This window comes from Arthrobacter sp. CAN_A214 (assembly GCF_015751955.1).
GTDB lineage: Bacteria > Actinomycetota > Actinomycetes > Actinomycetales > Micrococcaceae > Arthrobacter_D.
Window position 1 is genome coordinate 38,417 of record NZ_JADOUU010000013.1, and the last position, 25,768, is coordinate 64,184.

Consider the following 25,768-nt stretch of genomic DNA (forward strand, 5'->3'; position numbering starts at 1 on the left):
TTCTAGGCGGAGCGTTCCACCCACCCGGTGAAGTGCGGCCGGTTGCGTTCCCGGGACCAGCCGACGACGTCGGTGCGGAGGGATTGAATCGGCGCGAGGCCGTCCTGCGGGTAATCGGCTCGCCTTTCGGCGTGTGCGCCATTCTGCTTCCCCGGCCTGTCGCCCTGCGGCATGCCGGCCGGCGCTTCCGTGAAGGCGACAGCGACGCTGCCCGGCAAAAGCACCGGTGTGGCGAAGTCGATGCTCCAGCGCAGTTCATCGACCGGGGCGGGGCAGGCCTGGCCCACCATGCGGGCCGCGAGGTACATCCCGTGCGCGATGGACCGCTTCATCCCGAGTGCTTTCGCTGAGACGGAGCTCAGGTGGATGGGGTTCCAGTCCCCCGAGACCGCCGCATAGCGCCGCCCGGTCCCACCGTCGAGTTCCCAGATCCCGGTGGGTGCGGGCGGAACGAACGACGGGGCCGGGTGCCGGCCGGAGGAGTCCTTCCGTGACGCGTTGGCTGCATCGGGCAGCCGCACTCCCCGCGCCAGGTACACCGAGCGCCCCCTCCACACGGCGGAACCCTCTCCTGACACTTCGGTGACGACATCCACCTGCGTACCCGCACGGTGCGGGCGAAGGTCTTCGGCGTAGGCAACGACATCCAGCTGCTCCGTCAGGGAGATACTCCGGAACTGCTCCACGGTACTGCCCAGGTGCACCATGCCGAGCAGCGGCAACGGGAAATCGGGCCGCGCCAGGACGCTCATGGCGATCGGGAAAGCGACGGTATGAACGTAGGCGGAGGGCAGGGCGTCCCGTGCGGGTTCGCCCAGCAGGTGCTGGAATGCGGTCAGTTCCCCCGGGTCCACGCGGATGCGCTCCGCCCGGTGGCGGACGGAGGGCACCTCGAGCCGGACAGCCGAACCGCGAAAACGCCGCCGGGCCGCACGGAGCACCGCGCCCCGGTACAGCGCGGGCAGGGACGGGACCTGCCCGAGGACCACCTCGTTCATGCCCCCACCAGGTTCTGTCCGCACACCCGCACCACCTGGCCGTTGATTCCCGCGGCGGAACCGGAGGCGAGGAACGCGATGGTCTCGGCGACGTCGACGGGAAGCCCGCCCTGCTGGAGGCTGCTGAGGCGCCGTGCCACCTGCCGTGTCAGGGGTGGAATTCTGGCCGTCATCTCGGTCTCGATGAAACCGGGTGCCACGGCATTGATGGTGCGCGCGCTGTTCTCGAACCGGGCAGAGGTGGCGCGCACCATGCCGATCACACCGGCTTTGGATGCGGCATAGTTGCTCTGCCCGCGGTTGCCGGCGATGCCGCTGGTCGAGGCGAGGCTCACGATCCTCCCGTCAGCCGCGAAGACCTCGGAGGCGAGAACCGCCTCGTTGATGCGCAGTTGGGAGATGATGTTGACGTCCATCACCGAGTCCCACCGTGCTGCGTCCATGTTCGCGAGCAGCTTGTCCCGCGTGATGCCGGCGTTGTGCACCAGGATGTCAAGGGTGCCGTAGCGGCTGGCGACATGCGCGAGCATGCGCGCTCCGGCGTCGGGCGCCGTGATGTCGAGCTGCAGCGCGGTCCCGGCCACCCGGTTCGCCACCCGGGCCAGCTGCTCGCCCGCGGCCGGGATATCCACGACGACGACGTTCGCTCCGTCGCGTTGCAGCACCACGGCGATCTCCGCACCGATACCCCTTGCGGCACCCGTCACGAGCGCGGTCCTGCCCGCGAGGGGTCGGTCGAGGTCTGCGGCTCCGCGGCTGTCCGCCGGTGAAGCGATCGGCCCTGCCGGGCCGACGGCGAGGAACTGGCCGTCGACATAGGCACTCTTCCCCGAGAGGAGGAACCGCAGGGTGGCCAGCACGCCGGAATCCTCCACGCTCACGGAGCGCTCGAGGACGATGCCGTTGGCGGTGGCGCCGCGGCGCAGCTCGCGGGCCAGGGACCGGATAGCTCCGTCGATGCCCTGCCGCGCTGCCGCCTCTGCCGGGTCCGTCGATTCCCGCGGCGCGCGGAACAGTCCGACGATCCGGCCGCCCGCAGCCAGGAGCCGGACTGCCTGCCCGAGCTCGAGCAGGGGCGCGGCGAGGTCGCCGGGCGACGACACGTCGTCGAGGACGACGATCGCCGCGCTCAGCGTCTCGCCCGGACGTGCATGACGGCGGATCTCGAGATCCCAGGACAGCAATTCGCCGGCCAGTGCATCGGCACCGGCACCGGAGCCGACGACGAGAACGGGGTGGTCCGCGAGCGCCGCGCCCGGCGCGTGGCGCCGGAGTTCGGCGGGCCGTGGGAGACCGAGCGACCTGGCGATCTTCGAGGGAAGCGGATTTTTGATGAGCTCAAGGTACTTGTCGGCCATTGTCAGCGCGCCTCGAGAATGGCGACGACACCCTGGCCGCCGGCGGCACACACGGAAATCAGTCCACGCCCCGAGCCCTTCTCGGACAGTGCCTTCGCAAGCGAGGCGACAATGCGTCCGCCTGTCGCTGCGAAAGGGTGGCCTGCTGCAAGTGATGATCCGTTGACGTTGAGTTTGGCGCGGTCGATGGTTCCCAGCGGCCCGTCGAGTCCCAACTGATTGCGGCAGAAGTCCTCGTCCTGCCAGGCGGCGAGCGAGCTGAGGACCGTGCCGGCGAAGGCCTCGTGGATCTCGAAGAAGTCGAAGTCCGCGAAGGTGAGGGAGTTGCGCCTGAGCAGCCGTGGCAGGGCGTAGACCGGGGCCATGAGGAGCCCTTCCTTGCCGTTCACGAAGTCCACGGCAGCGGCCTCGGCGTCGACCACATTCGCCAGCATGGGCAGGTTGTGCTCCCGCGCATAATCCTCGGAGCCCAGCAGCACCACGGATGCGCCGTCGGTGAGCGGTGTGGAATTGCCCGCCGTCATGGTGGCCGGTGTGGGCAGCGCCTTCCCGAACACGGGCTTGAGTGTCGCGAGCTTCTCGCGGGAGGTGTCGGGGCGCAGGTTCGCATCCCTGGTGAGACCCCGGTACGGCGTCACCAGATCGGTGAAGAAACCCCGCTCATAGGCGGCGGCGAGGTTGGAGTGGCTCAAGTAAGCCAGTTCGTCCTGCGCTTCCCGACTGATTTCCCAGGCCGCCGTCGTAAGGGCCTGGTGCTCGCCCATGGACAGCCCGGTGCGTGGTTCACCGGTGGTGGGTGCGTTCGGGGCCAGGTCCCTGGGGCGCAGCTTGCCCAGCGTTCGAATCTTCTGCTGGGTCGTCTTCGCGCGCGCAAGATCCAGCAGGATGCGGCGAAGCCCTTCGCTGACCGCGATGGGGGCATCCGAAGCGGAATCGACGCCACCGGCGATCCCGGACTCGATCTGCCCCAGTTTGATCTTGTTGGCGAGTCCCACCACGGTTTCAAGTCCCGTTGCGCAGGCCTGCTGGAGGTCATAGGCGGGCGTCGTGGGCGACAGGGCGGATCCGAGCACTGCTTCTCGCGTGAGGTTGAAGTCACGGGAGTGCTTGAGCACCGCCCCTGCCGCAACCTCCCCGATTCGCTCCCCCTGCAGCCCGAACCGCGCCACCAGGCCGTCCAGCGCCGCAATGAGCATGTCCTGGTTGGAGGAGTAGGCGTACGGGCCGCCCGAGCGGGCGAAGGGGATGCGGTTCCCCCCGATCACCACTGCCTTCCGGACGGGGACACTGGCGGAAATGGCCGATTCTGGCATGGAGGATCTCCTGGGGGCGACTGGCGGGATGCGCGGAAGTTATCGATACCAATCGTACCTGATACGCTGGGTATCATGAACTCAGCCGCACTGCTTCCCGACACTTCCGCGCGCGCTTCGGCGTCCGGGGCGGCTTCCGCCGCACGGGACACGCCGCCCGGGGACGGCCGTTCCAGCAGGTGGCAGGATCACCGCACGGCACGTCGTCGTGCCCTGATCAAGACCGCGCGCCGTGCCGTCGACGCGCTGGGGCCCGGAGCGTCCATGGAAGACATCGCCGCTGCGGCCGATACCTCCAAGTCCGTCTACTACCGGTATTTCGGAGACAAGACGGGGCTGCAGCGAGCGGTGGCAGAGGTAGTCCTCAACCAGATGCAGCAGAAGGTCCTCGACGCCGCCCGGCAGGCCGCGAGCCCGCGCGAAGGGCTGAGGTCAATGGTGTTCGCCTACCTGCAGATGGCCCGGACCTCCCCCAACGTCTACGCGTTCGTCACCCGCGCGGAGGCACCGGACTCCGCAGGGGGTGCAGGCGAGGACCGCGCCCCGGGTACCCTCGCCTCCTTCCTCGAGGCGACGACGGACATGATCGCCGAGCCGATGCGCTCCTACCTCCTTGCGGCGCCCCGGCCGGACGGCTCCCGGGACGCCGTCGCCGAGTACTGGCCGCGCGCCGCCATCGGCATGGTGAGGGCGGCCGGGGAACTGTGGCTGTCGACCGAAGACGTGCCGGGCAAGCCCACGGAGGAGCAGTTGACGGAGCAGCTCACCGCCTGGCTCTTCGACGGCATCAGCTACGCCGCACCCGCCACCCAGCAACGAGTAAAGGACACGCCATGACGCAGACAGCCGTCCGCCAGCTTCAGGTTCCCGCCACCGCCGACATCCAGGACAACGACGACGCCGTCGTGGACACCGCGGTCCTCGGTGAACTGCTTCTCGGAAGATGGGCGCACGTCCGCCGGACCGCGCGTGAACTCGCCGGCCGCCCCGAGGTCCAGAAGATCGAGGGCCTCTCCTCGACCGAGCACCGGCAACGCTGCCTCGACCAGCTGCACTACCTCGTCCAGCAGCAAGCCGTCCACCGTGCGTTCCCCAGCTCCCTGGGCGGGGCCGATGATCATGGCGGAAACGTTGCGGGCTTCGAGGAACTGGTCGTCGCCGATCCATCGCTGCAGATCAAGGCCGGCGTCCAATGGGGGCTCTTCGGCTCGGCCGTGATGCACCTGGGCACCAGGGAGCACCACGAGGCATGGTTGCCGGGCATTATGAACATGGAGATCCCGGGGTGCTTCGCGATGACGGAAACGGGGCACGGCTCGGATGTGGCGAGCATCGCGACTACCGCCACCTACGATCCCGATGCCGAGGAATTCGTGATCAACACCCCCTTCCGTGCGGCCTGGAAGGACTACATCGGCAACGCGGCCACCGACGGGCGCGCAGCGGTCGTCTTCGCCCAGCTCGTAACGCAGGGCGTCAACCGGGGCGTGCACGGCTTCTATGTCGAACTCCGCACTCCTGAAGGCAATTTCCTGCCCGGCGTGGGCGGTGAGGACGACGGCCTGAAGGGCGGGCTCAACGGAATCGACAACGGCCGCCTCCATTTCACGGACGTCCGCGTGCCCCGGGCCTACCTGCTCAACCGCTACGGCGACGTCGCCCCGAACGGGGACTACACCTCGCCGATCGCCTCCCCCGGACGCCGCTTCTTCACGATGCTCGGAACGCTCGTCCAGGGGCGGGTCTCACTCGATGGCGCAGCGGTGGCAGCGAGCAAGCTGGCTCTGACGGCCGCCATCACCTATTCGACCCAGCGCCGCCAGTTCAACGCCTCGTCCGAGCTCACGGAGGAGGTGCTGATGGACTACCAGCGCCACCAGCGACGCCTGCTCCCGCGTCTTGCCGCCACGTATGCCGCCTCCTTCGCGCACGAGGAGCTGCTGGAAAAGCTCGACGGCGTCTTCTCCGGCTCGCACGACACCGACGAGGACCGCCAGGACCTCGAAACCCTCGCCGCGGCCTACAAGCCCCTGTCCACCTGGCTTGCACTGGACACCCTGCAGGAATGCCGCGAAGCCACCGGAGGTGCAGGGTTCCTCACCGAGAACCGATTCACCTCGCTGCGCGCCGACCTCGACGTCTACGCCACGTTCGAGGGTGACAACAACGTCCTCCTGCAACTCGTGGCCAAGCGCCTGCTCGGCGATTATGCAAGGGAGTTCAAGGACATGGACTTCGGCGTGCTCGCCCGGTATGCCGTCACGCAGGCAGCCGGCCGCACGCTTCACCGTTCCGGGCTACGCCGCGTCGCACAGACCGTCGCGGATTCGGGATCGGAAAAGAAGTCGGCGATCGCGCTGCGCGACGAGCACACCCAGCATGAGCTGCTCTCGGACCGGGTCTCGACCATGGTGGCGGAACTGGCGGGCGAGCTGCGCGGGGTGAAGGGCATGTCGAAGGAGAGGGCCGCCGCGCTGTTCAACGATCACCAGAACGACCTCATCGAGGCAGCCCGCGCACACGCCGAACTGCTGCAGTGGGAAGCATTCACCCGGGGGCTCAAGGAACTGAAGGATCCCGGCACCCGGCAGGTGATGACGTGGGTCCGCGACCTCTTCGGCCTCTGCCTCATCGAGAAGAATCTTGCCTGGTATCTCCTGAACGGGCGCCTCTCAACGCAGCGCGCACGAACCCTCAACGCGTACATCAACCGCCTGCTGGCGAAGATCCGCCCGCACTCCCTCGACCTCGTCGAGGCCTTCGGATACGGCCCGGAGCACGTCCGCGCGGCCCTCGCGACCGGGGCGGAGCGGGAGCGCCAGGATGAGGCCGCCGCTCATGCGCGGCGCATGCGGGCAAGCGGGAAGACGGGAATCGACGAGAAGACCCTTCTCGCACGTCAGGCCGGGAACCGGAAGAAGAAGACGGCAGCGGGAAGGAACTGAGCTAGAGCACTCCCGTATAGACGTCGAGGGTCGACTTCGCGATCGATCCCCAATCGAAGTGCTTCTCCGCACGACGCCGACCCTCGACTCCCATGCGGCGGGCACGCTCCGGATCGGACACCAGCTCGGTCAGCGCCGCCGCGAACTCCGAAACGAACTTCTCCGGATCGAGCGGCGTCCCGGTGCCGTCGGAAACCTGCTCGAGGTCCACGAGGGTTCCGGTCACACCGTCCTGCACGACCTCGGGAATGCCGCCGGTAGCGCTTGCCACCACAGCCGCCCCGCAGGCCATCGCCTCGAGGTTGACGATCCCGAGCGGCTCATAGATGGACGGGCAGGCGAAGACCGTCGCATGGCTCAGCACCTGGATCAGTTCCCTCCGGGGCAGCATCCGCTCGATCAGGATCACCGATCCGCGCTCTTTCCGCAGCGTATCGATCAGGACCTCGGTCACAGCAGCCAACTCCTTGGTGTCGGCGGCCCCCAGGCAGAGCACCAGCTGGACTCCTGCCGGCAGCTGGGCAGCCGCCCGGAGCAGGTAGGGAACACCCTTCTGACGCGTGTTGCGTCCAACGAAGACCACGCTGGGTCGGGTCGGGTCGATCCCGAGGGCAGTGACGGCGTCGTCGTCCTCGTCCCGGTTCCACTCGCCGACGTCGATCCCGTTATGCACCACGTGCACCTTCGCGGGGTCGACGTCGGGATAGCTGCGCAGGATATCGGCCCGCATGCCGGCTGATACCGCGATTACCGCTGCGGCGGCCTCGTAGGACGTTTTCTCGACCCACGATGACAGCGCATACCCGCCGCCGAGCTGCTCCGCCTTCCACGGCCGTAGGGGCTCGAGGCTGTGGGCGCTCAGAACATGCGGAATTCCATGCAGGAGCGATGCCAGGTGTCCGGCCATGTTCGCATACCAGGTATGCGAATGGACCAGGGAGGCTCCGGCGATGTTACCCAGCATCTCGATGTCGGTGCCCAGGGTCTGCACCGCTGCGTTGGCGTCCGCCAGGCCGGCGGGAACCCCATAGGTCCATACCTTCGCCCCGGAGTAGTCCGGCGGGCGCGGAGCCCCGAAGCAATGGACGTTCAGGTCGACCTGCGGGGCCAGCACACGGCTCAGCTCGGCGACATGCACCCCCGCGCCGCCGTAGATCTCCGGCGGGAATTCCTTTGACACAATATCTACTCGCACTCCTCCAACGTAGTGCAGTGCGTCCCAGTCCTCTAGTGTGAAGTGAAACCGCTCCACCGAGGGCGGAGGGAACAGCAGAAACGCATACTCAAGGAAGAGCAGGGGGTCATTCGTGGCACTGAAAAAAGTACTCGCGGTGGTACTGGCAGGCGGTGAAGGGAAGAGGCTCATGCCTCTGACCGCGGACCGGGCAAAGCCCGCCGTGCCCTTCGCCGGCAGCTACCGGCTCATCGACTTCGCGCTCTCGAACCTCGTGAACTCCGGCTACTTGCAGATCGTGGTCCTCACGCAGTACAAGTCCCACAGCCTCGACCGGCACGTCTCGGAGACCTGGCGAATGTCGACGCAGCTCCAGCAGTACATTGCATCGGTGCCGGCACAGCAGCGCCGCGGGAAGAGCTGGTTCCTGGGAAGTGCCAACGCCATCTATCAGTCCCTCAACCTCATCTACGACGCCCAGCCGGACATCGTGGTGGTCATCGGTGCCGACCACGTGTACCGCATGGACTTCGAGCAGATGGTCAACGCCCACGTGGAAAGCGGCGCATCGGTGAGTGTCGCCGCCGTCCGGCAGCCCATGAACCTCGTGGACCAGTTCGGCGTGATCGAGGTCGATGAGAACAACCCCGGACGGATTGCGGCATTCGTCGAAAAGCCCAAGACGACTCCGGGCCTGCCCGACGATCCGAACAGTTTCCTCGCGTCGATGGGCAATTACGTGTTCACTGCCGACGCCCTGGTCAAGGCCCTCGAGGAGGATGCGGCCCGCCTGAACACCAAACACGACATGGGTGGGGACATCATTCCGTACTTCGTGGAGCGCGGCGATGCCGCCGTCTACGACTTCACCACCAACATCATTCCCGGTTCCACCGAGCGGGACCGCCAGTACTGGCGCGACGTCGGGACGATGGACTCCTATTACGAGGCGAACATGGACCTCATCTCCCCGCTTCCGCTGTTCAACCTGTACAACCTGCAATGGCCCATCTACACGCGCCAGAGCGTCTCTCCTCCAGCGAAGTTCGTGCGCAGCGCAAGCGGGCAGTCGGGCGAGGCCCACGACTCCATCGTCTCGGCCGGCGTCGTGATTTCCGGTGGAACAGTTCGCGGTTCCATCCTGGCCACTGACGTGTTCATCGACCAGGGGGCCGAAGTCACCGGGTCCGTGCTCCTTGACAAGGTAACGCTGGGCGCCGGCGCCGTGGTGCGGAAGGCGATCATCGACAAGAACGTGCGCATTCCTGCCGGTGCTTCAGTGGGGGTGGACCGCGAACTGGACCTCAGCCGCGGCTTCGCCGTCACCGATTCCGGGCTGACGATCGTGCGGAAGGGCCAGGCAGTGCCTATCGCGTGACCCGCAGTCGCACCGCAGAAAGAAGCAGCCTGCCCCGGCTTTCCGGGGCAGGCTGCTTCGGTTCCGGATGTCGGTCAGATGTGGACGACGACATCCGCTTCTGCGCGCAGGGCTGACACCAGCGCCTCCGCCGCGTCGGCTTCCTTCTGACCCCGCACCTGCTCCTCGAGAGCCGGCCGTGCCTCCTCGAAGGCTGGGAACTCGGTTTCCTGGCCCTCCTGCCCGCCGGCCTCGGCCTGCTGGGCCTTCACCTGGTCATACAACGCCTGGAGCTCGGCTTCGGTGGCCGCGGTATCGCCGGTTTCCTCGGCAATGAGCTTGTCGACTCCGACCTGGGCCTCCACCTGGGACGTCACTTCTGCTTCGTCGATGCCCTGCTCGGCGATGGCAGCGATCACCTCTTCCTTCGACCCGAGCTGGCTCGACTCCACCAGATCAGCCCACGATGCGTCGATCTCCTCAGTGGATGCCTCGATGCCGCGCTTCTTCACCTCCTGGACCAGCAGTTCGCTGCCGATCAGGGTGTCGGCCGTCTGGGTCTTCAATTGGTCCTGGTCGACTTCCTGACCGCTCAGCTGCGACTGCATGGCCAGCTGCTGGAACTGGCCCTCATAGGATGTCGTGAATTTTTCCTTCAGGATCTGCTCCCCGTTGACTTCCGCTACCACCTCGGGAATGCCCTCCAGATCAGGCGTGGGCAGCTCTTCCTGAGGAGCGGCTCCGCTGTCATCCGCGGCTTCACCGCTACCCTCGGCTGGAGTTTCCTGCTGTGTGTCGGATCCTGCTGCGGGGTCCTCGCTCGGCGCGCCGCAGCCTGCCACCGATACCGACCCAGCGAGGACCAGACCCATCAACCATTGCTTCTTCAACATAATTCTCCTAACCGTCAAACTCGGATTCCAGTTCCGGGGCCAGAGACTCCTGGCAAGAGACCGCGCGATAGTCACGGCTTGTCCCAATGGAACCCATCGAGCCTAGTTCCTCCACCTTGGAGAACTCTGGCAAGCAACGCCATCGCCGTCATACGGCATTTCGGGCCGTGGTTGAATGGCCGGATGGACAACGAGAATCTCACGCGGGACGAAGCGGCAGCGCGCTCACAGCTCCTCCGGATTGATGCCTATGACGTCGCACTTGACCTGCGCAACGCCGAGGATCCGCAGGAAACCGGCTTTCGGTCCCGGTGTGCCGTCACCTTCACCTGCACCGCCCCCGGTTCCTCGACCTTTCTCGACTTCATCTCCAAAAGCGTCGAGTCAGTGACTCTGAACGGCATGGAACTGGACCTCGGCTCGGCCGTCACGGGTGCGCGGATCCGGCTCGACGGACTCAGCGAACGCAACACCGTGATCGTGGACGGCACGGCACTGTACAGCCGCAGCGGCGAGGGGATGCACCGGTTCGTCGACCCGGCTGACAACTCCACCTACCTGTACACCCAGTACGAGCCCGCCGATGCCCGCCGAGTGTTCGCCAATTTCGAGCAGCCCGACCTCAAAGCCGCCTTCACCTTCTCGGTGCAGGCGCCGTCGTCGTGGACCGTCGCGTCGAACGCGGTCGTGGACCGCCGTGAGGATGGGGGCCAGGACGCCGGTACCTGGCGCTTCGCGCCGACCCAGCGGATTTCCACCTACATCACCTCGGTACTGGCAGGTCCGTACCACCGGGTATCCGGCTCCTGGCAACCGATGAATGCCGCTGCTCCCGGCATCGAACTGGGACTGTACTGCCGGAAATCACTCACCGCGTCCTTCGACTCCGAGGAGATCCTCGACGTCACCCGGCGGGGACTGACCTTCTTCTCCGACCTGTTCGACTACCCCTACCCGTTCGGGAAGTACGACCAGGCTTTCGTGCCGGAGTACAACCTGGGAGCCATGGAGAACCCGGGCCTGGTCACCTTCACCGAGGGTTACGTCTTCCGGTCCGCAGCGACCGCCGCGCAGTACGAAGCACGGGCCAACACGATCCTGCACGAGATGGCGCACATGTGGTTCGGCGACCTGGTGACCATGGTGTGGTGGGACGATCTCTGGCTCAAGGAGTCCTTCGCCGACTACATGGGCGCCCTCGCCGTCGCGGAAGCCACCCGGTGGGATACCTCATGGGTGAGCTTCGCGAACAAGCGCAAAGCCTGGGCGTACGTGCAGGACCAGCTCCCGACCACGCATCCCATCGTCGCCGACATTCCGGACCTCGAAGCCGCCAAGCAGAACTTCGACGGCATCACCTATGCGAAGGGTGCCGCGGTGCTGAAGCAGCTCGTGGCCTTCTCCGGGTTCGAGGCATTCATCGCCGCATCGCGCAGCTACTTCCGTAGGCATGCCTACGGCAACACCACGCTCACCGACCTCCTCGACGCGCTCGCCGACGCGACCGGTGAGGATCTGAGCACCTGGGCCCGCCAGTGGCTCCAGACCTCGGGGGTCCCCACCCTGGGCGCCGAGATCACGCTCGACGACGCCGGCGCCTACGCATCCGTCACGGTACGGCAGGAAGCCACGGATCCCGTCACCGGCAAGGAGCAGCCGCGCCCGCACACGGTTCGGCTCGGACTGTACTCCTACGATGCCGCCGGAGACCTCGTCCGGACCGCATCGGAGCAGGTCACCGTCTCGGGCGATCGAACCGGGGTTCCAGGGCTGATCGGCGTCCGGCAGGCGGACCTGCTCATCCCGAACGACGACGATCTGACGTACGCAAAACTGCGGTTCGACGAGCGGTCGCAGGCAACTCTGCTCACGGCGGTGGACAGGGTGCGGGATCCCCTGGCCAGGGCCACCTGCCTGGCCGCTCTCTGGTCCACTACGCGGAACGCCGACCTCAGCCCCGAAGAATACCTCACCGCCGTGGAACATGCCGCGCCGAGGGAAACCGGCGTCGGCGTCCTGCAGGTCATTCTGGCGAACGCGGGGACCGCCGTCGAACGCTTCTCCCCTCCTGCAGCGAGGCCGGCCCTCCGCCGACGCTACGGAACACTCCTGAAGAAGGGCCTGATGGCATCCGGTCAGGGCTCCGACCTGCAGCTCGCCTGGGCGCGCGCCCTTGCCGGCGCGGCACGCACCGCCGGCGAGCCCACCGGGCTGCTTCGGGCACTGCTCGACGGCGACGCCGTCGTTCCCGGCCTGGAGATCGACGCCGAGCTGCGGTGGATGTTCCTGCAGGCGCTGGCGGCGCACGGGCTCACCACCAGCGGTGAACTCGAGGCGGAGCTCGCCGCAGACAACACCGCGTCCGGCAAGGTGGGGTACACCCTGGCGTCCGCGGCCTTCCCGGACCCTGCGATCAAGCGGGCGGCCTGGCAGGAAGCAGTGCACGGCGATCAGCTCTCCAACGATCTGCTCAGCGCCACGATCGAAGGCTTCACGCTGGGCGGCATCGAGCTGACACGGCCCTTCGACGCCCGCTACTTCGACGCCATCGGCGAAGTGTGGCAGCGCCGGGGCATCGAAATGGCGAGCCGGGTGGTCCGGGGGCTCTATCCGGGCCACTCCGACTCCGACGGCGGCCCCGACCCCTCCACCCATCCCGCGGTGCAGGCGACCGACCGCTGGCTGGCTGGAAACAGTGGCGCCCCGCGGGCGCTGCGCCGCATCGTGATCGAGGAACGGGACCACCTCCTCCGTGCGTTACGCGCCCAGCAGGCAGGTTAACGAAGAAAGAGCCGCGCCGTCAGGCGTGGCTCTTTCTTCGTCAGCTATGACCGGGCGGAGCCGGCTCGGCCCGGGAAAACCTACTTCTTGGCGCCGAAGCCCTTGAAGCGGGCGTTGAAGCGCTCCACGCGGCCGGCGGAGTCCATGATCCGCTGCTTGCCGGTGTAGAAGGGGTGGGATTCCGAAGAGATTTCCACCTCGATGAGCGGGTAGGTGTTTCCATCTTCCCATTCGATGGTCTTGCTCGAGCCGACCGTCGACTTCGTCAGGAATGACTTGTCGGAGGCTAGGTCGCGGAAAACAACCGCCTGGTACTTGGGGTGGATATCAGACTTCACAGGAATACCTTCTCTGGCTGCCTGGATTTTGCCAGGCACTGGTGATTGAAAGTTGGGATTGGACGCTGAGGACCAACCAGTAACACTACCGTATGCCGCTTCCGTCCGCGAAAGCCGACTAGCTGGGCGTCGCTCGGGTATCACCCGGCTGTCCTTTCCCTGCACTCCCAGAAGGCGACGGCGGCGGCCGCAGCCACGTTCAACGAATCGACTCCCCCGTACATGGGAATTCGAACTGCGGTGTCGGCCGAGGCGAGCGCGACGTCGGACAAGCCGTTTCCCTCGGTGCCGAGCAGCAGCGCGAGCCGCGCATGGCGTTCCGCAGCGAACTCCTCGATACCCACGGCGTCCGGGGTGAGGGCGAGTGCGCCGATCGCGAAGCCGAATTCCCGCAGCAGTCCAAGATCGAGCGGCCCCTCCGGGAGTCGCGCCCACGGCACCTGGAAGACACCCCCCATGCTGACCCGGATTGCCCTGCGGTACAGCGGATCCGCGCACCCCGGGCTGAGGAGTACGGCGTCGATTCCCAGTGCGGCTGCGGAGCGGAACACTGCTCCGAGATTGGTGTGGTCGCCGATGTCCTCGAGCACCGCCACCCGCCTGGCCTCCTTCAGGACCACGTCGAGGCGGGCCGGCACCGGACGGTTCATCGCTGCGAGCGCTCCGCGGTGCAGATGGAAGCCGGTGATTCCCTCCAGGACTGCCGCGTCCCCGATGAACGCCGGCACGTCGGGAAAATGCTGGAGGACGTCCTCCAGCCCGGGCAGCCATTTCTCGGTAAGGAGGAACGACCGCGGCGTATGTCCGGCTGCAACGGCCCGTCGTAACACCTTAGAACCTTCGGCGATGTAGAGGCCCCCAGCGGGTTCGGTCCGGCGGCGCAACTGGGTATCGGTGAGGCCACGGTAGTCGGACAGGAGGGAGTCCGCCGGGCCGTCGAGCCGGATCCGAGGCATCAGTTGGGATTCGGAATGGAGTGCCGTCAGGCGGCGGACCGGGCGACGGCGCTGAATCTGCCGTTCGTCCGGCTGACGCTGAGCGGGAAATCGAATGCTGCGCTGAGGTTCTCCTCGGTCAGAACGCCCTCGATCGGCCCGGACGAGACGATCCCGCCTTCACGGAGCAGCATCGCGTGGGTGAATCCGGGAGGCACCTCTTCGAGGTGATGGGTTACCAGTACCATGGCCGGTGCATCCTCATCCCGGGCAAGGGCGGTGAGCCTCATGATCAGGTCCTCACGGCCTGCGAGGTCAAGGCCCGCAGCGGGTTCGTCGAGGAGCAGCAGCTCGGGATCTGCCATGAGTGCGCGCGCGATCTGGACGCGCTTCCGCTCGCCCTCGCTCAGGGAAGCGAACGGCCGGTTCAGGAAGGTGGACATGCCCCAGGTGTCGAGCAGGCGGAAGGCCCGCCGTTCGTCGAGCCGCTCATACTGTTCGCGCCAGCGCCCGGTCACGCCGTAGGAGGCGGTCACCACGACATTCAGCACGGTCTCATGGTCGGGAATTTGAGTTGCCAGCGATGCCGAAGCCAGTCCGATCCGGGGGCGTAGTTCGAAGACGTCGACAGCACCCATCACTTCGTCGAGGATTCCGGCAACGCCGCTCGTGGGGTGGAGCCGTGCACCGGCTACCTGCAGGAGCGTGGTCTTCCCGGCACCATTGGGGCCCATCACCACCCATCGCTCGCCGTCCCGCACCTGCCAGTCGATGCTGTTCAACAGGGTCTTGCCGCCCCTGACGATGCTCACTCCCGCCAGTTCCAGAACGTCACTCATGGAACTAGACACTAGGCTAATAGGCGGGCTCTTGGCGAAACCGCGGGCCGGGCTTGCATGCCCATCCTGATCGAGCAGCTTCCGGAGGAAGAATGGACCGTGACTACCGGGTAGTCAGTTATGGCAGCCCCCTTCCCGGGAGCCGGCTCTCGCTGGTGCGCTCTGCCGTCACCGCGGCCGGCGGTGTCATCACAGGGGTCGGCGACGCCTCGGGGAACGGATATGCCGGTCAGGCGCTTTCCGTCGCCTACGGCGGCACGGTGGATCAGCTGCGCGTAGCAATTCGGGAGGCGAGCCGGCGACCGGTGGACAGCGGCGACGATTCCCGGAATACCGCCACCGGTCGGCTCGGGGTCCCTACCGGGAACGGAGGAGACCAGAGCGGCGGGGACCAGAGCGGCGTCGGCACCGCCGTCGTGCCTGCCCCGGTTTTCGGGCCGGGTCGGAAACTGCTGATCATGGACGTGGATTCGACACTGATCAAGCAGGAGGTCATCGAACTCCTGGCCGCCTATGCGGGGCGGGAAGCCGAGGTGGCGGAAGTGACGGAGAGGGCCATGCGCGGTGAACTCGACTTCACGCAGAGCCTCCACGCGAGAGTTGCGGTCCTGGCGGGGCTGCCCGTGTCGGTGATCGACGCAGTGGGCAGGAGTATCGAACTCAGCGAGGGTGCCGAGGTGCTCGTTGATGCTTTCCTGAGCGCCGGACACTCCGTCGCAGCTGTCTCGGGTGGCTTCACCCAGCTGCTCCAGCCGCTGGCGCAGCGCCTGGAGCTCACCTCGGCGCGGGCCAACCTGCTGGAGATCGACGGCGGGACGCTCACCGGCCGGGTGACGGGTCCGGTGGTGGACCGAGCCGAGAAAGAGCGCACCCTCCGGCAGTGGGCCGGTGCCGCAGGCATTCCGCTAGCGCGGACCATCGCCGTGGGCGACGGCGCCAACGATATCGACATGGTGGCGGCCGCGGGGTTCGGCGTCGCGTTCAACGCGAAACCTGCGCTTCGCGACGTGGCGGACGCCGTCGTCGATCTGCCCTTCCTCGACGTCGTCCGCCATTTTGCGGGTGTGTGAGCCTGCTCCTCAGGCGTCAGCTCTTGGCCAGGAAGTCCTGCGCTCCCCCGACGTACTCGGTGTGGCCGGTGGGGACGTCAGCGGTCACCATCCGGACGATCTCCGCGGCGAACTCGGACACCGAGTAGAGGCGGCCCGCCTCCACACGGCGCGCTTCGATGGCACCGGGGGTGGCGCGGTCGAGGAGCGTGGCCGTGACCGTTCCCTCGATCATGTCCCCCGATACCACTACCAGCGAAATGCCCTTGCCCTCCAGCTCGGAAATGAGGTTCCGCAGCGCGTCCTCGCCCGCACGTTTGCTCCGGGCCACCGGCTCGTACGCTTCCATCGTCTCGACGGTGTCGATGAAGTGCGCCTGGTGGCTGGTGACGAACACGATGCGTGACCCGGCCGGCATGACGTCCGCCGCGGCCTCCACCATGTCGACCTGCGCGTCACGGTTGAGCTTCAGCGCGTAGTCCTCCCCCATGGTGGTTTCCATGCCTCCGGACGCGTTGAGGATCAGCAGGTTCAGCACCCCGAAATTCTCCTGGGCCGCGGTGATCAACGCGGCTGCGCCCTCAGGAGCCGTGAGATCTGCTCCGACCGCCACGGCTTTCCCGCCGGCGGCCTCGATCGCCGCCACCACCTTGTTGGCCCGCGGTGCCTTCTGGCGGTAGTTCACCACCACCGAGGCGCCCTCGGCTGCGAGGAGCTGGGCGACGTCGGCCCCGATTCCCCGTGATGACCCTGTGACGATTGCTCCTGTGCCGTTCAACGTACCCATGTGTTTTTTCCTTCTCCGGATTGCTGCAAAGTGTTTGGAAGTTTCCTGCGGTCGTCGTGCCCGGCGGGCACGCCCTAGTGGCCCATGCCGAGGCCGCCGTCGACCGGGATCACGGCGCCCGAGATGTAGGCGGCGTCCGTGCCCGCGACCCAGGTGACAACCTTCGCCACCTCTTCGGGGGAGGCGAACCGGCCGGCGGGAATGGTGGAGAGGTAGCTCTTCCGCATGTCCTCGGGGAGCGCCGCCGTCATGTCCGTATCGATGAAGCCGGGCGCCACCACGTTGGCGGTGATACCGCGGGAGCCGAGCTCCCGGGTCAGCGACCGTGCAATGCCGACGAGCCCCGCTTTCGAGGCCGAATAGTTGATCTGGCCGGGCGCTCCATACAGCGCGGTCACCGACGAAATCAGCACGACGCGTCCCCTGCGCAGACGCATCATGCCCTTGGATGCCCGCTGGACCACCCGGAACGCGCCCGTGAGGTTGGTGTCGATCACGTCGGTGAAGTCCGCTTCGCTCATGCGCAGCAGCAGCGTGTCCCGCGTGATGCCTGCGTTGGCGACGAGTACCTCGACGGGGCCCTGGGCTGCCTCGACCTCGGTGAACGCAGCGTCGATCTGCTCCATGCTGGTGACGTCGGCGCGGACGCCGAGCATCCCCTCGGGCACCTCCCCGCTCCGGTAGGTGATCGCGACCTTGTCGCCGCCGGCGAGGAATGCCTGCGCGATCGCGAGACCGATTCCCCGGTTCCCGCCCGTCACCAGGACGCTCCGTCCTCCCTGCGTATCCGTGTTCCGGTTCTCCGCCTGCACCAGGCCCTCCGCTTCTTCGGACACATTGTGCCCACCTAGACGTTGTCAAAGTATCCCGTCGATCCTAGCGGCGAGCCTCCCAACTTTAACAAAGGGCGCCGCGGTGAGACAATAGATACAGTCCCTATGGAGTGTGATGAGTAAGCAATCAAGGCAGCGTAAGCACGAGTCGGATGTCCACAGCATCTCGGATGCACGCGAGTCCCACACCGACGAGATGCGCTCGCGGATGATCAAGTATTCGGTTTCGATGGGCATTCGACTCGTCTGTTTCGTGCTGGTGTTCGTGGTCGAGGGCTGGCTCCAGTGGGTCATGATCGCCGGAGCGGTCTTCCTGCCCTACTTCGCCGTGATTTTCGCCAACGGCGGCAGCGATACAAGTGATATCCGCCACAGCGACGCGCTCCTCGACCGTGCACCGGTACGCGAGATCGAAGCCAGGGTGAGCGACGCCGCACCCGACCCGACGGACGACGTCCTGTCCGGTGAGATCGTCGACGAGGAACAATCACGGCATGCCTGAGCAGCCGGCCTTCAACGTCCTCGACTCCCTGCAGGGTAGCCACTCTCCAAGTCCTGCTTCCGGGAACGCCGTCTGTTCCCGGAAAGGCTGCCGCGCCGATGCCGGCTGGCAGCTGCTCTGGAACAACCCGCGCATCCACACTCCCGAGCGGCGCAAGATCTGGGCGTCCTGCAGCGAGCATGTCGGATGGTTCGAGGACTATCTGCAGACACGCGGGCTGTGGAAAGAGACAGTGCCGCTTGGTGCGCATACGCCGCCGGACACTGCCGCAGCACCGGAAGGCGCGTAGGTGTACCGCTTCCTCCTGTCCCCGCGCTGGCTGGGGTGGCTCGCACTCGTCGTCGTCCTCGCTGCCGGCTGCGTGGGCCTCGGCAATTGGCAGATGGAGCGCAGGGACCTCGCCGTGGCCGAGATCCAGCGCATCGAGGCGAACTATGGGAGTGTACCGGTACCCTACGACGCGGGCGACAGTACCTTCGACTCCTATACGACCGACCGTGAGTGGACGCCGGTGGTTCTTCGGGGGGTCTACGACACCGACCATCAGGTCATCGTTCGGAATCGTCCCCTGAACGGCCAGCCGGGCTATGAGGTGCTGACGCCGCTTCGGCTCGACGACGGCACTGCCGTCATCATCGATCGCGGCTGGCTGCCGATCGGCAATGAGGAAGCCGGCAGGCCCGACGCCGTCCCCGCGCCTCCTGACGGCGACGTGACGGTGATCGCGCGTGTCCGACCGGGCGAGCCTGCGGTCGACCGCGGTGCTCCGGACGGCCAGATCGCCTCGATCGATCTTCCCGGGTACGCCGAGCGCCTCGACTATCCTGTGCAGACGGGCGCCTACGGTCTGATGGCCTCGGAAAACCCGGCGGCTGCTGTGGCGCCCCTCCAGTTCCCCAAACCTTCAGTGGACGAGGGCCCCCACCTCTCCTACTCGATGCAGTGGTTCGCGTTCGGCGTGCTCCTCTTCGTCGGCCTCGGCTATGCCGCGCGCCAGCAGCATCTCCTCGATTCCGAGGACAACACCAGCAAGGACAACACCGGCGAGGACAACGACGCTGGACCAGGCGATGCCGGAGCTCGGGGAACCCCCCGGGCGGCACGGAACACCCGCCGAGCGGCCCGGCGCAGGCCCACCTCCGAGGAGGAGGAAGACGCCATCCTCGACGCGCAGGGCATCTCCTAGGCTCTTCGCCGCCCGCTCCCGATCGGGATCACCCGGCTATGCGAGTGTGACCAGCTCCAGGTAGTCCTCGTTCCAGAGGTCCTCCACACCGTCCGGCAGCAGGACCACGCGCTCGGGATTGAGCGCGTCCACTGCCCCTTCGTCGTGGCTGACCATGACCACCGCACCGGAGTAGTTCCGGAGCGCGCCGAGGATCTCCGCGCGGCTCGCCGGGTCCAGGTTGTTGGTGGGCTCATCAAGCAGCAGGACATTGGCCGACGATGCCACGATCGTCGCGAGCGCCAGGCGGGTCTTCTCGCCGCCGGACAGCACGCCGGCCGGCTTGTCGACGTCGTCACCCGAGAACAGGAACGAGCCGAGAATGCCGCGCACTTCGGCGTCCTGCATGTCTGGCGCGGATGACTTCATGTTCTGAAGGACCGTGCGTTCGGTATCGAGCGTCTCATGCTCCTGCGCGTAGTACCCGACCTTGAGCCCGTGCCCGGGGATGACCCGGCCGGTGTCCGGTGCGTCCACTCCTGCGAGCATCCTCAGCAGGGTCGTCTTGCCGGCACCGTTGAGACCCAGGATGACGACCTTCGATCCGCGGTCGATCGCGAGGTCGACGTCGGTGAAGATCTCGAGCGAGCCGTAGGACTTGCTCAGTCCTTCGGCCGTCATCGGTGTCTTGCCGCACGGCGAAGGATCAGGGAACCGCAATGCCGCCACGCGGTCGTTCGCACGTACTGCGTCGAGGCCTCCGAGCAGTCGCTCCGCGCGCTTGGCCATGTTCTGTGCCGCTACGGCCTTCGTGGCCTTCGCCCGCATCTTGTTCGCCTGGTCCATCAGGACCTGGGCCTTCTTCTCCGCGTTGGCCCGCTCACGCTTCCGGGCACGTTCGTCGGTTTCGCGCTGCTGCTGGTAGCGCTTCCAGCCCATGTTGTAGATGTCGATCGTGGCACGGTTGGCATCGAGCTGGAACACCTTGTTCACCGTTGCCTCGAGCAGCTCGACGTCGTGGCTGATCACGATCAGGCCGCCCTGGTGGTTTTTCAGGAACTCCCGCAGCCAGGTGATGGAATCGGCGTCCAGGTGGTTGGTGGGCTCATCGAGCAGCATCGTCTCCGCCCCCGAATAGAGGATCCTCGCGAGCTCCACGCGCCGCCGCTGACCGCCCGAGAGCGTCTTGAGCGGCTGGTTCAGGATGCGCTCGGGCAGTGCCAGGTTCGAGGAGATCGCCGCAGCCTCGGCTTCGGCCGCATAGCCACCGCCGGCCAGGAAAGCCGCTTCGATGCGGTCGTAACGGGACATGGCCTTATCGCGGACGGATGCGACATCGCTGGCCATGTCCTCCTGCGCCTGCCGGAGCTCGGTCACCACGGTGTCGAGGTTGCGCGCCGACAGGATGCGGTCGCGGGCAAGCTGGTCCATATCGGGCGTCCGGGGGTCCTGGGGAAGATAGCCGATCTCTCCGGACCGCGTCACCGTCCCTCCGGCGGGGAGTGACTCCCCCGCGAGAACGCGTGTCATGGTGGTCTTGCCGGCGCCGTTGCGCCCCACAAGCCCGATCTTGTCGCCGCGGTCAACCCGGAAGGACACCGACTCCATAAGCAGCCGGGCTCCGGCACGCAGCTCCAAGTTCGATACGTTGATCAAATCCATGACCTTTCGGTGTTGCCGCACAGGGCAAAGGTTGTGGGAACCCTACAAAGGATTCCGGGAAATCCGACGCTATCGTCGGACGAAGACGGGATCTATTGGAGATGCCCTACAGTCCCTCGGCGGTTCGCCGGTATTCCTAAGGAAGATTCACCATGCACCCCACCCGACAAACGGTCATCGGGCCGGCTGGGAAGTCCAGCTGGCGTTCACGAAAACGGTGGACCTCCACCGATCTGTCACTGATCGCAGTCTTCGCTGCACTCATTGCCGCCTTGGCAATCCTACCCGGTATACCGATCGGTGTCCTCGGGGTGCCCATCACGCTCCAGACTCTGGGGGTCATGCTCGCCGGGCTCGTCCTCGGACCGACCCGCGGTTTCGCGGCGGTCGGGCTGTATCTGGTCGCCGGGCTCGCCGGACTGCCGGTGTTCAGCGGGTTCCGCAGCGGCTTCGGGGTACTCGCCGGACCATCTGCGGGCTACCTCATCGCCTTCCCCTTCGCCGCGCTCCTCGCGGGATTCCTTGCTGTTCTGATCCTCCGCCGGGCCCGGTTCCGGTGGTTCGGCCTGTTCCTCGCCGGCCTGACGGCGAGCCTTCTCACAGTCCATCCGCTCGGTATTGCAGGCCTTGTCATCAACGGCGGGCTCGATATGAAGGCCGCTGTGCTGGCGGATGCGATCTTCCTCCCCGGCGACATCGTCAAGAACATCCTGGCAGCGGGTATCGCACTGTCGGTCCACCGGGCGTTCCCCAGGCTGCTGGGAGCGGCGCGCCCTCCTGCGGCCGTCGCGTCCTCCTGAATCGGCATGACGAAGTCCGAAGCATGGCGGAGCTCGCACCATGACCGGTGCAACCCATGACCGGATCCCTCCCACGATCGAGGTTTACGCATGATCGACTTCGACCGGGTGGCTGTTCGCGTCGCCGCTGACGACGGTGCCATCAGTGGCACCGACGGGCAACGCACCCTCCTGCAGGACCTCACCCTGTCGTTGGCCGAACGGCGGATCGCCATTATCGGCGCCAACGGCTCCGGGAAATCGACACTGCTCAAGCTGATCAACGGGCTCGTCCTGCCGTCGTCGGGCTCGGTGACCAGTGCGGGGCTGGACACCCGGCATCGCGGCCGCGACGTGCGGCGCCGGGTCGGTTTCATCTTCACCGATCCGTTGTCCCAGCTCGTCATGCCCACCGGCCGCGAGGATGTGGAGCTGTCCCTGCGAAGCCGCATCAAGCGTCCGGAGGAACGGAGGTCCGCGGCGCAGGAGGTCTTGGAACGGTTCGGGATAGCCGACCTCGCGGACCGCAGCATCTACGACCTCTCCGGCGGTGAACGGCAACTGCTCGCCATCGCCGTCGTCGCTGCCGTGGAACCCCTGATCCTCGTAGCGGACGAACCCACCACATTGCTGGATCTCCGCAATGAGAACCGGATCCGCGACACCCTGCGGGACGTGGCCGCCCAACTCATCTTCACCACGCACAACCTCGCTTTCGCCCTCGACAGCGACCGGTGCCTGGTGATCGACAGTGGACGCATCAGATTCGACGGCCCACCAGTCGACGCCGTCGCCTTCTACCGGAGCCTGTGCGCCGCATGAGAGGGCACGGAAACCTCCTCGGGCTCTACGTTCCCGGCCGCTCGGTCCTGCACAGCACTCCCCTGTGGCTCAAAGTCCTTCTGTCCCTCGCCCTGAGCGGAGTGGTGCTCGCCGCCGGGGTGCCTGGGGTAACGGCTGCCGGGCTCGCCGTGTCGGTCCTGGGGCTCACGGTGGGAGCGCGTACCTCGGCCGTGCAGTTGTTCCGGACCGTGCTGCCGCTCTCGCCTGTTCTCGGCGTTCTGATGACTTACCACGGCTTCGCCAACGGCCTTGTTCCCGCGTTCGTGACAACGGGGAACATCCTCGTCTGCGTGCTAGCAGCACGTATGCTGACGCTCACCACACCGGGCCAGGAACTGCTCGACGGCGTGGTGTTCGTGGCCCGCCCGGTGAAGGCGGTGGGAGGAGACCCGGAGCGGTTCGGACTGGCGCTGGCCATTCTGATGCGCAGCATCCCGTATCTGGCCGGTTCGCTGCTCGATGTTCGGGACGCGGCACGCGCCCGCGGACTGGAGCGCAGCGTGCGGGCCTCGGTGGTCCCCGTGGTGATATCCGCTGTGGCGTATGCGCACCGTACGGGAGAAGCCCTCGCCGCCCGCGGGCTCGGTGAGCACGACAACCCCTCGGCGTCGGACTCGCCGGTTCACCCTGCGCGGAAGTAGTGGGCCCCCTCCTGGGCCGGAACGCCGGCGACAACGACAAGCCCGTCTTCTGGAACCAGCTGATGCACTACAGCACTGCAGCATTCCTCGGCGCCCTGCGAGGGGTATGGGCCGTCACCGGTATCCGCGGGACCTACTCCAACCTGTGGCACACGGCGGTCCGGCTGGCTTTCGACCAGACCATCGAGAATGCCACCGGGGTCGGCGCGCCACCACACTCGTGGCCGACGATCGAGAAGGTCGTGGATGTGACCCACAAGACCGTGTTCTCCGTGACGACGGGAATCCTGGCCGACCGAGTGGTACCGCCGGTGCTCGTTTCCACCCGCGGGCGCGAGAGCCACTGATTCCCCATCGGCATAAGCGGTCCAGCGGGAGCCGGGGGTCCTTTCCTGGCGCGCTGGCACTTCCTCGCCGGGCCGACATCGTGGAGGACATTCCGAAACCGGCCACGCGGTAGTCGTGCGGCGAGGAACGGCCGGCAGGGGGCGGAGTGTCCCGGCACGCAGGCCGGGACGCTCCCAGGACCCAAAAGCCGGATCTAGAGCCCGGCAGCGGCCGGCACGGCAGCGGCCGGCACGGCGGCTTCCCTGACCGGGAAAGCCGGTGGGTGGACGCCGGCCATCTCCTCCATGACCCGCACCACCTGGCAGCTGTAGCCGAACTCGTTGTCGTACCAGACATAGAGCACGAGGAACGTTCCATCCGCGATCGTCGCCAGACCGTCCACGATCCCGGCGCGGCGCGAGCCGACGAAGTCCGTCGATACGACTTCCGGCGAGTCGATGTAGTCGATCTGCTTGCGCAGGTCCGAATGGAGCGACATTCCGCGCAGGTAGGCGTTGACCTCCTCCTTCGTCGTTCCCTCGCTCAGCGTGAGGTTCAGGATCGCGATGGAAACATCCGGCGTCGGGACGCGGATGGAACTTCCGGTCAGCTTGCCCTCGAGTTCGGGCAGTGCCTTCGCGACCGCCTTCGCCGCTCCCGTCTCGGTCAGCACCATATTGAGTGCGGCCGAGCGGCCGCGGCGGTCCCCGCGGTGGAAATTGTCGATGAGGTTCTGGTCGTTGGTGAACGAATGCACCGTCTCCACGTGTCCATGCACTACGCCGAAGCGGTCGTTGAGGGCCTTCAGCACGGGTGTGATGGCGTTCGTCGTGCAGGACGCCGCGGTGACGATGGTATCCGCCTCGGTGATCGTGCCGTGGTTGATCCCGTGGACGATGTTCTTCAGCGCGCCCTTGCCCGGCGCCGTCAGCAGGACCTTCGCCACGCCCTTGCTGCGAAGGTGCTGGGACAGGCCCTCGGCGTCGCGCCAGCGGCCCGTGTTGTCCACCACGAGGGCATCGGAGATCCCGTAGGAGGTGTAGTCGATGGTGGCGGGATCATCCGAGTAGATGAACTGGATGCGGACGCCGTTCGCGGTGATGGTCTCCGCCTGCTCGTCCACCTGGATGGTCCCCTCGAAGGAGCCGTGGACCGAGTCCCTGCGGAGGAGGCTCGCACGTTTTGCGAGGTCGTTGTCGGAGCCTCGCCGGACCACCACCGCCCGGAGCCGCAGCCCGTGTCCCCCGCCGGCCTTCTCGATCAGCAGCCGGGCGAGGAGGCGCCCGATCCGGCCGAACCCGTAAAGGACGACGTCGGTGCTCGTCCTTTCGTCGCGCCCTCCCTTCCCCACGATCTCGGCAAGTTCCTCACGGACGAATTCCTCGAGGGTGCGGCCCCCGCCTTCGAGGTCGAACTTCAGGCGCAGCCGGGCAATATCGATCGCAGCGGCACCCAGGTCGAGACCGGTGAGGATCTTGAGCAGGGGCGCGGTGTCTTCCAGCCGCAGTTCCTCCGTGCTGAGGCGCCGGGCGAAGCGGTGCGCCTTCAGGATGTTCATCGTCGACTTGTTGATCAGGCTGCGACCGTGGATGCTGGTCACCACGTTGTTGTTCCGGTACAGGTGGCCGATCAGCGGAATCATGGCCTCGGCCAGTGCCTCGCGGCTCATCCAGGTTTCGAGACTCTTGCTCGGATTATGCTGCGTCAACTGCATCCCTCACTGCGCCGGGTTCTCCGGTGCTGATTCCTCCAACCCGATGGGCGCCGGAATAGCGCCAGGCATCGTCGGCTGGTCGTTTACTCAAGCCTATCCCGAACCTGCACCCCGACGCGTCCGAAAGCCCCGTGGCGGCTTCCGAAGAAGCCGCCACGGGGGACGAGCAGGCATCCTGGAACGGAGCCTCTGCTGTCGGATCTAGATATTGAACCCGAGCGCGCGCATCTGGTCGCGACCATCCTCGGTGATCTTCTCAGGACCCCAAGGGGGCATCCACACCCAGTTCAGCCGCCAATCGTCGACGACGCCGTCGAGCGCCTGGCCCACCTGCTCCTCGAGGACATCCGTGAGGGGGCACGCTGCGGTGGTGAGCGTCATGTCGATCAGGAGGGCGCCGTCGTCGGCATACTTCAGGCCGTACAGCAGGCCCAGGTCGACGATGTTGACGCCGAGCTCGGGGTCGATGACGTCGCGGAGTGCCTCTTCGACGTCATCCAGCGCGGTCTGCGCCGCTTGCACATCAGTCATGGTG

General features: G+C 66.6%; 24 protein-coding genes and 1 pseudogene. 12 read left to right on the plus strand and 13 right to left on the minus strand.

All coding sequences use genetic code 11. From position 1 onward, the window contains the following. Positions 1 to 2 precede the first annotated feature (2 nt). Genes IWX65_RS11885 through IWX65_RS11895 form a run of 3 tightly spaced genes read right to left on the minus strand, consistent with a single transcriptional unit; the run spans position 3 to position 3,669 of the window. On the minus strand, positions 3 to 1,022 hold the full coding sequence (locus tag IWX65_RS11885) for a MaoC family dehydratase (protein WP_196883083.1): 1,020 nt from the start codon (positions 1,020 to 1,022) through the stop codon (positions 3 to 5). Then, positions 995 to 2,356: a 3-oxoacyl-ACP reductase gene (locus tag IWX65_RS11890; RefSeq protein WP_196883085.1), complete on the minus strand. Its 1,362-nt coding sequence runs from the start codon at positions 2,354 to 2,356 to the stop codon at positions 995 to 997. The genes IWX65_RS11885 and IWX65_RS11890 overlap by 28 nt, the downstream gene beginning before the upstream one ends. Positions 2,357 to 2,358: 2 nt before the next feature. After that, a complete protein-coding gene (locus IWX65_RS11895) occupies positions 2,359 to 3,669 on the minus strand; it encodes an acetyl-CoA C-acetyltransferase (protein WP_196883087.1) in 1,311 nt (436 codons plus the stop codon). Positions 3,670 to 3,744: 75 nt separating this feature from the next. Between IWX65_RS11895 and IWX65_RS11900 the strand changes: the two genes are divergently transcribed. Together IWX65_RS11900 and IWX65_RS11905 are read left to right on the plus strand one after the other, a co-directional pair. Continuing rightward, complete coding sequence (locus IWX65_RS11900) at positions 3,745 to 4,506, plus strand: TetR family transcriptional regulator (RefSeq protein WP_196883089.1); 762 nt, start codon at positions 3,745 to 3,747, stop codon at positions 4,504 to 4,506. Next, on the plus strand, positions 4,503 to 6,614 hold the full coding sequence (locus tag IWX65_RS11905) for an acyl-CoA dehydrogenase family protein (protein ID WP_196883091.1): 2,112 nt from the start codon (positions 4,503 to 4,505) through the stop codon (positions 6,612 to 6,614). The genes IWX65_RS11900 and IWX65_RS11905 overlap by 4 nt, the downstream gene beginning before the upstream one ends. 1 nt (position 6,615) lies before the next feature. Here IWX65_RS11905 and glgA read toward each other — a convergent pair whose 3' ends face one another. Next, complete coding sequence (gene glgA, locus IWX65_RS11910; protein WP_196883093.1) at positions 6,616 to 7,809, minus strand: glycogen synthase; 1,194 nt, start codon at positions 7,807 to 7,809, stop codon at positions 6,616 to 6,618. Between the two features lie 112 nt (positions 7,810 to 7,921). On the opposite strand from glgA, the gene glgC reads away from it, so the two are divergent. Beyond that, a complete protein-coding gene (gene glgC, locus IWX65_RS11915) occupies positions 7,922 to 9,166 on the plus strand; it encodes a glucose-1-phosphate adenylyltransferase (protein ID WP_196883095.1) in 1,245 nt (414 codons plus the stop codon). A gap of 74 nt (positions 9,167 to 9,240) precedes the next feature. On the opposite strand, the gene IWX65_RS11920 is transcribed toward glgC, so the two are convergent. Further along, positions 9,241 to 10,038 carry a SurA N-terminal domain-containing protein gene (locus tag IWX65_RS11920; RefSeq protein ID WP_196883096.1) on the minus strand — a complete coding sequence of 266 codons (798 nt, stop codon included), beginning with the start codon at positions 10,036 to 10,038 and terminating at the stop codon, positions 9,241 to 9,243. 183 nt (positions 10,039 to 10,221) lie between these two features. Between IWX65_RS11920 and pepN the strand changes: the two genes are divergently transcribed. Then, on the plus strand, positions 10,222 to 12,819 hold the full coding sequence (gene pepN / locus IWX65_RS11925) for an aminopeptidase N (RefSeq protein ID WP_196883097.1): 2,598 nt from the start codon (positions 10,222 to 10,224) through the stop codon (positions 12,817 to 12,819). Between the two features lie 80 nt (positions 12,820 to 12,899). Here the strand turns inward: pepN and IWX65_RS11930 are convergent, their stop codons facing one another. From IWX65_RS11930 to IWX65_RS11940, 3 genes are all read right to left on the minus strand, one after another. After that, complete coding sequence (locus tag IWX65_RS11930; protein ID WP_196822801.1) at positions 12,900 to 13,157, minus strand: type B 50S ribosomal protein L31; 258 nt, start codon at positions 13,155 to 13,157, stop codon at positions 12,900 to 12,902. A 140-nt stretch (positions 13,158 to 13,297) separates the two neighbouring features. Next, the gene (locus IWX65_RS11935) at positions 13,298 to 14,113 is read right to left on the minus strand and encodes a TrmH family RNA methyltransferase (protein WP_196883098.1); all 816 of its coding nucleotides are present in this window, start codon (positions 14,111 to 14,113) and stop codon (positions 13,298 to 13,300) included. A gap of 26 nt (positions 14,114 to 14,139) precedes the next feature. Continuing rightward, complete coding sequence (locus tag IWX65_RS11940) at positions 14,140 to 14,931, minus strand: ABC transporter ATP-binding protein (protein WP_196883099.1); 792 nt, start codon at positions 14,929 to 14,931, stop codon at positions 14,140 to 14,142. A gap of 92 nt (positions 14,932 to 15,023) precedes the next feature. Between IWX65_RS11940 and serB the strand changes: the two genes are divergently transcribed. Further along, positions 15,024 to 16,001, plus strand: coding sequence for a phosphoserine phosphatase SerB (gene serB, locus IWX65_RS11945; RefSeq protein WP_196883100.1), 978 nt, complete (start codon positions 15,024 to 15,026; stop codon positions 15,999 to 16,001). Between the two features lie 16 nt (positions 16,002 to 16,017). Here the strand turns inward: serB and IWX65_RS11950 are convergent, their stop codons facing one another. After that, positions 16,018 to 16,767: an SDR family oxidoreductase gene (locus tag IWX65_RS11950; RefSeq protein ID WP_196883101.1), complete on the minus strand. Its 750-nt coding sequence runs from the start codon at positions 16,765 to 16,767 to the stop codon at positions 16,018 to 16,020. A gap of 74 nt (positions 16,768 to 16,841) precedes the next feature. Beyond that, the gene (gene fabG, locus IWX65_RS11955; protein WP_334683834.1) at positions 16,842 to 17,579 is read right to left on the minus strand and encodes a 3-oxoacyl-ACP reductase FabG; all 738 of its coding nucleotides are present in this window, start codon (positions 17,577 to 17,579) and stop codon (positions 16,842 to 16,844) included. A gap of 136 nt (positions 17,580 to 17,715) precedes the next feature. On the opposite strand from fabG, the gene IWX65_RS11960 reads away from it, so the two are divergent. From IWX65_RS11960 to IWX65_RS11970, 3 genes are read left to right on the plus strand one after another with little or no spacing between them, the layout of a single operon-like run. Then, positions 17,716 to 18,102, plus strand: coding sequence for a DUF3099 domain-containing protein (locus IWX65_RS11960; RefSeq protein WP_196883102.1), 387 nt, complete (start codon positions 17,716 to 17,718; stop codon positions 18,100 to 18,102). After that, positions 18,095 to 18,391 (plus strand): hypothetical protein, encoded by a 297-nt coding sequence (locus IWX65_RS11965; protein ID WP_334683830.1) that lies wholly within the window; start codon positions 18,095 to 18,097, stop codon positions 18,389 to 18,391. The genes IWX65_RS11960 and IWX65_RS11965 overlap by 8 nt, the downstream gene beginning before the upstream one ends. Continuing rightward, positions 18,392 to 19,288: an SURF1 family cytochrome oxidase biogenesis protein gene (locus IWX65_RS11970; RefSeq protein ID WP_196883104.1), complete on the plus strand. Its 897-nt coding sequence runs from the start codon at positions 18,392 to 18,394 to the stop codon at positions 19,286 to 19,288. It begins immediately after the preceding gene. Between the two features lie 36 nt (positions 19,289 to 19,324). Here IWX65_RS11970 and IWX65_RS11975 read toward each other — a convergent pair whose 3' ends face one another. Then, entirely contained in the window at positions 19,325 to 20,923 is a 1,599-nt protein-coding gene (locus IWX65_RS11975) for an ABC-F family ATP-binding cassette domain-containing protein (RefSeq protein WP_196883174.1), read from the minus strand. Positions 20,924 to 21,081: 158 nt separating this feature from the next. On the opposite strand from IWX65_RS11975, the gene IWX65_RS11980 reads away from it, so the two are divergent. From IWX65_RS11980 to IWX65_RS11995, 4 genes and pseudogenes are all read left to right on the plus strand, one after another. After that, a complete protein-coding gene (locus IWX65_RS11980) occupies positions 21,082 to 21,729 on the plus strand; it encodes a biotin transporter BioY (protein ID WP_196883106.1) in 648 nt (215 codons plus the stop codon). Positions 21,730 to 21,891: 162 nt separating this feature from the next. Then, positions 21,892 to 22,530, plus strand: a pseudogene (locus IWX65_RS11985) (energy-coupling factor ABC transporter ATP-binding protein); the annotation flags it as partial. Next, positions 22,527 to 23,192, plus strand: a complete 666-nt coding sequence (locus IWX65_RS11990; protein WP_196883110.1) for an energy-coupling factor transporter transmembrane component T family protein — start codon at positions 22,527 to 22,529, stop codon at positions 23,190 to 23,192. The pseudogene IWX65_RS11985 and the gene IWX65_RS11990, both read left to right, overlap by 4 nt. Next, positions 23,192 to 23,539, plus strand: a complete 348-nt coding sequence (locus IWX65_RS11995) for a hypothetical protein (RefSeq protein WP_196883111.1) — start codon at positions 23,192 to 23,194, stop codon at positions 23,537 to 23,539. Before IWX65_RS11990 ends, IWX65_RS11995 begins: the two co-directional genes overlap by 1 nt. A 194-nt stretch (positions 23,540 to 23,733) precedes the next feature. On the opposite strand, the gene IWX65_RS12000 is transcribed toward IWX65_RS11995, so the two are convergent. Both IWX65_RS12000 and IWX65_RS12005 read right to left on the minus strand, forming a co-directional pair. Then, positions 23,734 to 25,227 (minus strand): glyceraldehyde-3-phosphate dehydrogenase, encoded by a 1,494-nt coding sequence (locus IWX65_RS12000; RefSeq protein ID WP_334683831.1) that lies wholly within the window; start codon positions 25,225 to 25,227, stop codon positions 23,734 to 23,736. A gap of 207 nt (positions 25,228 to 25,434) precedes the next feature. Continuing rightward, positions 25,435 to 25,764 (minus strand): metal-sulfur cluster assembly factor, encoded by a 330-nt coding sequence (locus tag IWX65_RS12005; protein WP_196822814.1) that lies wholly within the window; start codon positions 25,762 to 25,764, stop codon positions 25,435 to 25,437. Between the last annotated feature and the right edge of the window lie 4 nt (positions 25,765 to 25,768).